We start from the raw sequence: 5,988 nt of genomic DNA, 5'->3' as shown, positions 1-5,988 counted from the left end.
ATCGCCCAGGTCTGCGATCTCTATTCTCCGCAAGAATGCTGGAGCTACTTCAAGGCTGCCGGATATGTCTCAGGTTAATGGCGGGGTGCTCTAGGCGCGTCAGATGCGGATCTTCGGACCCAGCGGGCGCACACATTTCTTCAATGGGCCCGGGGCCTATACCGCGATCTGTTCCATGCGCGGCGGATACCTCAAGGAATGCCCCGACCTGCCGCCCATTATGGCGTTGTTCCTTCATGTGGCCGGGTTGGGAGTCGCGCTGGCGACCCTGCGCAAGGCTGTCGGGAATGCGCGCAGTTTCCGCCTGCTTGCTGGGCTCTGGGCCGGGGCGACGATCCTGTTCCTGCTCGCCTATGCGGTCGCCTTCAAGGCGCATCTGCCGACCCGCTATTCGGGGACGGGTTTCTCGCTGCTGCTGCCGGTGGGACTCGCCGCAACACTGGGCTGTCTCGCCGGCCACCGACAGGCATCGCTGCGCTGGATCGGGCAGGGGCTGGGTTGGCTGGTCCTGCTCGGTTTCGCCCAGCAGACCATCGGTGTCTGGAGCGGCGAGTATTTCCGCGACCGTAATGCGACGCTTTCCGCCGAAATTCGTGCCTTGCCCAAGGACAGCATCATAGCCGGTTTCACGCGCTACGCGGATTTCGTCCCGGCCTATACCGGCCGCGCGATCTACGTTTCGAGCTAACTCACAGTTCCTTACAACAAGCCCTATTTCGCGCTGGTCTCAGACCGGGTCGCGGTTCAGGGCAGACTGTATTCCGGGCCAGTCGACGTGGCGTGGTACGAAAGTCTCGCGCAATCCGGCATCGACTATTTCCTTGATGGCTCCGGAACCAAGGCGGGCTGGAAACGGATGGTGTTCTCTTTCGAGACTCTTGCACCCCGGCCGGGACGCACCGTTTTCAAACAGAACCCGTCGGTGGCGGCTGCGTGCCGGGTGGCCGGCGCCAGCGAGATCGACCTGATCGATGCCGCCTGTTTCGCGGCAGGGCTTTCCGGCAAGTGACGGGCGGCAAGAGCGCGGCGCCGCATATACGGCGCCCGCCCGCTGCTGCGGTAATCAGCTCAGATGTTTTTCGAAATGGGCCAGGGTCCGCTCCCAGGCGAGCGTCGCTGCAGCCTCGTCGTAGCGCGGGGTGGTGTCGTTGTGGAAGCCGTGGTTCGCGCCGGCATAGATATGTCCCTCGAACGACTTGCCATTCTCCTTGAGCGCAGCCTCGTAAGCGGGCCAGCCGGCGTTCACCCGCTCGTCCAGCTCGCCGTAATGCAACAGCAGCGGCGCCTGGATCGCCGGTACATCCGCCGCGTCCGGCTGCCGGCCGTAGAAGGGCACGGAGGCGGCCATGTTCGGATAGGCCACGGCCAGCGCATTGCAGACCCCGCCACCATAGCAGAAGCCGACTGCGCCGACCTTGCCGGTCGAGCCCTCATGGCCGACGAGGAATTCGAAGGCGGCAAAGAAGTCTTCCATCAGCTTTGCGCCATCCAGTTCCTTCTGCATCGTCCGGCCATCGTCGTCATTGCCGGGATAGCCCCCAAGCGGCGTCAGCCCATCGGGGCCGAACGCAAGGTGTCCGGCCTTGGCCGCGCGCCTCACGACGTCCTCGATATAGGGGTTCAGGCCGCGATTCTCGTGGATTACCAGGACGGCAGGCAGCTTGCCCGTGGCCCCGGCGGGCTTCGCCATCAGGCCCTTGATCGTGCCATGCCCGTTCGGGCTTTCATATTCGACGGTCATCGTCTCGATGGCGGGATCGGCCGGGTCGACCTGCTGGGCTAGGGCGTAATTGGGCTGAAGGCTCTCCAGCACCACTGCGGCGGTGACACCGGCGGCGAGGTATTGCCCGGAATTGCGGAGGAATTCCCGCTTGGTCATCTTGCCATGCACGTAGCCGTCATAGAGTTCGAGGATCCGCGGATCGAAATCGGAAGCCTTCTTGCGCTGCATTGGAAATCTCCTGGCTGAGGAAAGGGACAGTGGAATTCAAGCCCTGACGGGCGTCGCGGTGGTCTTCCATTGACCGCCGCACGCAACGCGCGACGGTCTGCCTTTCCGCTCAGTATCGCCACAAAATGCGCACGCCACCGAGTCACGTCTTCGTTATTGTGCCGCGTCGCGATCAGACGGCGCCGGTATATTCGCCGCGCGCCGGGTAGTCGTTCTTGATCGCGAAATCGAGCGCGCCCAGCAGCTCGGAGAAATGCGGGCGGGAGAAGGGCATGGTCTGGACATAGCCGTAATAGAGCGTCTGCTGCGGCGTCACCATGAACAGGCCCGGCTCGGAGAAGAGCGCCGGCTCCTCGATGCCGATAGAGGTTTTGCCGCGCGAGGTCGAGATGTAGAGCCCCCAGTCGCGCGCCACGCCGAGCGGCAAGTCGTAAGCGATGCGCAGCGAGTCCGCGTCGATCTTGTCGGCCATCGCCTGCGCGCGTTCCTGCCCGTCCGAGCTGACCGCGATCGTGCTCACGCCGCGCTCGGCAAAGGCGGGGGTCTGTTTCTGCAACTCGCCCAGATAGGTGGCGCAGATCGGGCAATGCAGGCCGCGATAGAAACAGATGATCGTGCCGCGCTCGGTGTTCTCCGCGGAGAGATCGAAGGCGCCATGGGACAAGGTCGGCAATTCCAGGTTCGGGGTTTTCTGGCGGGGAAGAAGCATGAGGGTTCCTTGCTGCTCTTGGTGGTTGGGGATGTCCGGGGCACCATGGCCGAATTTTCTGTTTGATAAATTCTATAAATATGACCAAAAAGCCGGAATGGAGAAAATCGACCGCCTCTCGACCCTCATGACCCGTTTTCGCCTCTCCGCGCGTCTCGCGCCGCTCGGGGAGGCAACGCTGGTCGCGACACCCCCCGGTGCAGCGTTTCCCGGGCAGGTGATCCTGGGGGCCCGGCCTGTGCAAACGGACGTGCCCGAAGCCGACATCCTGCTCTCGGCCAGCGTGGATTGGGGGGGAGATGCGAACCCGTTATTCCTCGCCCTGCCGGAACGCATGGTGCACGATCTGTCGAAGGACGAAGGCACGCGCCAACTTCTGTCGCTGATCGACACCGAGATCCGTAGCCGGCGATGCGGGGCGGAATCGGTGATCGGGCGGCTCGTGGAGGTGTTGCTGGTGCGGATCCTGCGCGGGCAGATCGAGGCGGGGTCGATCGAGACGGGCCTGCTGGCAGGATTGTCCGACCCGCGTCTGAGCCGCAGTATTGTTGCCATCCATGACGCGCCCGAGCGGCTGTGGACGAATGACGATCTGGCGCAGGTCGCCGGGCTGTCACTGAGCCGCTTCGTGGAGCTGTTCCAGCTGCGCGTCGGCGAAACGCCCGGGGCCTACCTGCGGCGCTGGCGGCTGACGCTCGCCAGCCAGGATCTTGCGCTCGGGGAGCGGGTCGAGCGGGTCGCGCACAGATACGGGTTTCGCTCGGCGGAGGGGTTCTCCCGCGCGTTCAGGCGCCAGTTCGGCCAGCCGCCGCGTTCCCTGCGCCTGTCGGAGCCGGTGGGCGCGCGGGACGGAGCGGCTTGACCGCGCAAGCCCCGGGGCCTTGAAAATCGTTGCCATTCGGTGCAACAGGCGCGCCAACCGGCCGGATATCGGGAGACAACCACCTTGAGCGCAACCCCTCAAGCCGAAGCACAGACGCAAGACGCGGTGGTCACTCGGGCCGCCCGGCTCTCGGTTGCGCCGATGCTCGACTGGATAGACTGAACTGGGAAAATGACTGCCAGGCAGGGGCTTGCTGGTTTGCATCTCGAATCATTTGCAGACCTGTTTGCACCGGTCAGCCGCTCACCCGGCAATGATCGATCCCAGCACCGCGCCGATCACCAGCAACGACACAACAGTGATTGCAGGCCAGACCGGATTGACCGGAGGCGGTCCATCGATCCGCACCCGGATCACAACCGGAGCCGCTGCCTGCGGCTGCTCCTGTTCGGTGTAGGGCTGGCCGTCGATGCCTATCACTTTGGTCATGGATCATCTTTAGCAGCCAACAACAGAGCCGCACACACGCGCACCCACGTGACGTCACGCAGCCACGCCACTGGCCAATGATCAGATCACGCACGATCTGGAGCAGATCAAAAGACCAGCCTTAGGATCGGGACTCATTAACCGTGGTTCGACGGCGGCTGCTTTGCCGACTTTACTGACGTTCGCTGCAAACGCGAGAATACGGGCCTTCTGGGGTTGGCCTCGGTCAAGAAGGGCGGTTTGCTGACTTTCTCCGCAAACGCGAACCAACTATGCTTAGACGTTGGGAGCCGACATTCTGGCAACCCTGAAACGGCGTAATTCTCTGCATCGCCGCAAGGCGGCTCGGAGCCGAGGCTGTGTGGAAACTCTGTTTGAGGCGTCCTGCAAATGCAGTTCCGATGGTTTCCGGCGTATTTTTCCATTTCCGGTCCAAGTGCTATTTCTGAACGGCTGCGGAGGCGCCAGAAGCGGCCTCCGTTGCGTTAGACGCTGGCAATCTGAAGATCGTGCCCCGGTTCAGGCCGGAATGGCGGCAAGAAGCCCACGCACACCGATCAGGTTGATCATCCGCTTGATGTTGTAGGCGAGGACATGGAATGCCATCTCGGTGCGGACATTCTTGAGCTTGCGCATCCGGAAGTGCGTCGCACCCATCCAGGCTTTGATTGTGCCGAATGGGTGCTCGACGGTTGAGCGACGTAGCGCCATCAATGTCGGGTCTCGGCTCATGCGGTCGCGCATCTCGTCGACCAGGTGCTCATGCTCCCATCGGGTGATCCGGCGCTCTTTTCCTGTGGTGCAGCGCGCCTTGACTGGGCAGGTCTGACAGACGTTGGCCCGGTAGCGCCGCACCATCAGGCCGCCTTCCTCGGTCGTGTAACGGCGTGTCAGCGTCTCGCCTGCCGGGCAGCGGTAGACATCCGCATCCGCGTCATAGGCAAAGTCGGCCTTCACATACATGCCCTTCTTACGGTTGCCCGAGGTCTCGGGGCGCGGGAGGGTCGTAGTGATGCCAGCCTCGTGACAGGTCAAGATTTCACGGCCGCTGAAGTAGCCTTTATCGGCGACTGCGCTCATCTCCTCGCATCCGAGCGCGGTCTTCGCGCCCTTGGCCATCGGCGAGAGCTGCTCGCGGTCATGCCCGGTATTGATCACATCATGCGTGACGATCAAATGGGTCTCTGAATCCACCGCGGCCTGCGCATTGTAGCCCACAAAACCGCTCCCCTTGGCGCTGGTGGCCATGGACCGGCTATCCGGGTCGGTCAGGGATATCTGGCTTTCCGGGCTCTCCCTGAGCGCCTGGCCGATATCCACCAAGCGCTCGATCTCCTGACGGATGCGCTCGCAGCGTCGCGCCAGATTGGCAATCTTCTCAGCCCGGACCTCACCCTCCTCCTGACGGTCGATCCGGACCATTTCATCAAGGTAGCGTTCAATGCTCGCTACAAGGTGAGCGGTGCGGCTGGCGATCTTGCCCTTGGTGAAGTTCTTGTCGCGGTTGTTCACGGCCTTGAACTTGCTGCCATCAATGGCAACGCAATCCCCTTTCAGCACCCCGATCCGCCGGCAGAACTCCACGAACTGCGCGCAGGTCTTGCCGATGGCCGGACCGTTGTCGCGCCGAAAATCCGCGATCGTCTTGTGGTCCGGGACGAGCCGGCCCGTCAGCCACATCACCTCGACATTACGCAGAGCCTCCCGCTCCAGAGCGCGGCTCGAAGGGACGCGGTTCAAATAGCCGTAGATGAATAGCTTCAGCAGGACCGATGGGTGATAGCCGGGCCGTCCCGTTGGCGCCGGCGCCGTCCGCAGAAATCCAAGTTCCCCAAGATTGATCTCGTCCACGAAGAGGTCAATCACGCGGACCGGACTGTCCTCGTCGATCCAGTCTTCCAAACGGTTCGGAAAAAGCGTCGCCTGACTTCGGTCCGTCCCCTCGATATACCCCGACATGCCTGCCTCCGGTCTTTGCCGAAAAGCATACCGCATTTGGAGTTTTCACACACCCTC

The 5,988-nt window shown here is 62.8% G+C and carries 7 protein-coding genes; 3 read left to right on the top strand and 4 right to left on the bottom strand.

What is annotated here, in order from left to right; all coding sequences use genetic code 11:
* The first annotated feature begins 103 nt into the window (after window positions 1-103).
* Window positions 104-688, top strand: a complete 585-nt coding sequence (locus tag BLR85_RS27580; protein ID WP_093164962.1) for a hypothetical protein — start codon at window positions 104-106, stop codon at window positions 686-688.
* 87 nt (window positions 689-775) lie between these two features.
* Window positions 776-1,009 (top strand): hypothetical protein, encoded by a 234-nt coding sequence (locus BLR85_RS27575; RefSeq protein WP_093164959.1) that lies wholly within the window; start codon window positions 776-778, stop codon window positions 1,007-1,009.
* 54 nt (window positions 1,010-1,063) lie between these two features.
* On the opposite strand, the gene yghX is transcribed toward BLR85_RS27575, so the two are convergent.
* Together yghX and BLR85_RS27565 are read right to left on the bottom strand one after the other, a co-directional pair.
* Window positions 1,064-1,951: a YghX family hydrolase gene (gene yghX, locus BLR85_RS27570; RefSeq protein WP_093164956.1), complete on the bottom strand. Its 888-nt coding sequence runs from the start codon at window positions 1,949-1,951 to the stop codon at window positions 1,064-1,066.
* Window positions 1,952-2,123: 172 nt separating this feature from the next.
* Window positions 2,124-2,660, bottom strand: coding sequence for a peroxiredoxin-like family protein (locus BLR85_RS27565; RefSeq protein ID WP_093164953.1), 537 nt, complete (start codon window positions 2,658-2,660; stop codon window positions 2,124-2,126).
* Between the two features lie 97 nt (window positions 2,661-2,757).
* Between BLR85_RS27565 and BLR85_RS27560 the strand changes: the two genes are divergently transcribed.
* A complete protein-coding gene (locus BLR85_RS27560; RefSeq protein WP_093164965.1) occupies window positions 2,758-3,522 on the top strand; it encodes an AraC family transcriptional regulator in 765 nt (254 codons plus the stop codon).
* A 264-nt stretch (window positions 3,523-3,786) separates the two neighbouring features.
* On the opposite strand, the gene BLR85_RS27555 is transcribed toward BLR85_RS27560, so the two are convergent.
* Both BLR85_RS27555 and BLR85_RS27550 read right to left on the bottom strand, forming a co-directional pair.
* Window positions 3,787-3,972, bottom strand: a complete 186-nt coding sequence (locus BLR85_RS27555) for a hypothetical protein (RefSeq protein ID WP_093164950.1) — start codon at window positions 3,970-3,972, stop codon at window positions 3,787-3,789.
* Between the two features lie 519 nt (window positions 3,973-4,491).
* Entirely contained in the window at window positions 4,492-5,931 is a 1,440-nt protein-coding gene (locus BLR85_RS27550) for an IS1182 family transposase (RefSeq protein ID WP_093151616.1), read from the bottom strand.
* Window positions 5,932-5,988: the final 57 nt, after the last annotated feature.

Origin of the sequence: Aliiruegeria lutimaris (assembly GCF_900099935.1) — a bacterium.
In the GTDB taxonomy this organism is placed as follows: Bacteria; Pseudomonadota; Alphaproteobacteria; order Rhodobacterales; family Rhodobacteraceae; genus Tropicimonas; species Tropicimonas lutimaris.
Note: the sequence above shows the minus strand (reverse complement) of the source record. Positions and strands in the feature narration are given on the sequence as shown.

Excerpts from the sequence above, each read along its gene's own strand:
- BLR85_RS27580 (WP_093164962.1), top strand. The coding sequence starts at position 104 with ATGCGGATCTTCGGACCCAGCGGGCGCACACATTTCTTCAATGGGCCC.
- yghX (WP_093164956.1), bottom strand. The coding sequence starts at position 1,951 with ATGCAGCGCAAGAAGGCTTCCGATTTCGATCCGCGGATCCTCGAACTC.
- BLR85_RS27565 (WP_093164953.1), bottom strand. The coding sequence starts at position 2,660 with ATGCTTCTTCCCCGCCAGAAAACCCCGAACCTGGAATTGCCGACCTTG.
- BLR85_RS27560 (WP_093164965.1), top strand. The coding sequence starts at position 2,758 with ATGGAGAAAATCGACCGCCTCTCGACCCTCATGACCCGTTTTCGCCTC.
- BLR85_RS27555 (WP_093164950.1), bottom strand. The coding sequence starts at position 3,972 with ATGACCAAAGTGATAGGCATCGACGGCCAGCCCTACACCGAACAGGAG.
- BLR85_RS27550 (WP_093151616.1), bottom strand. The coding sequence starts at position 5,931 with ATGTCGGGGTATATCGAGGGGACGGACCGAAGTCAGGCGACGCTTTTT.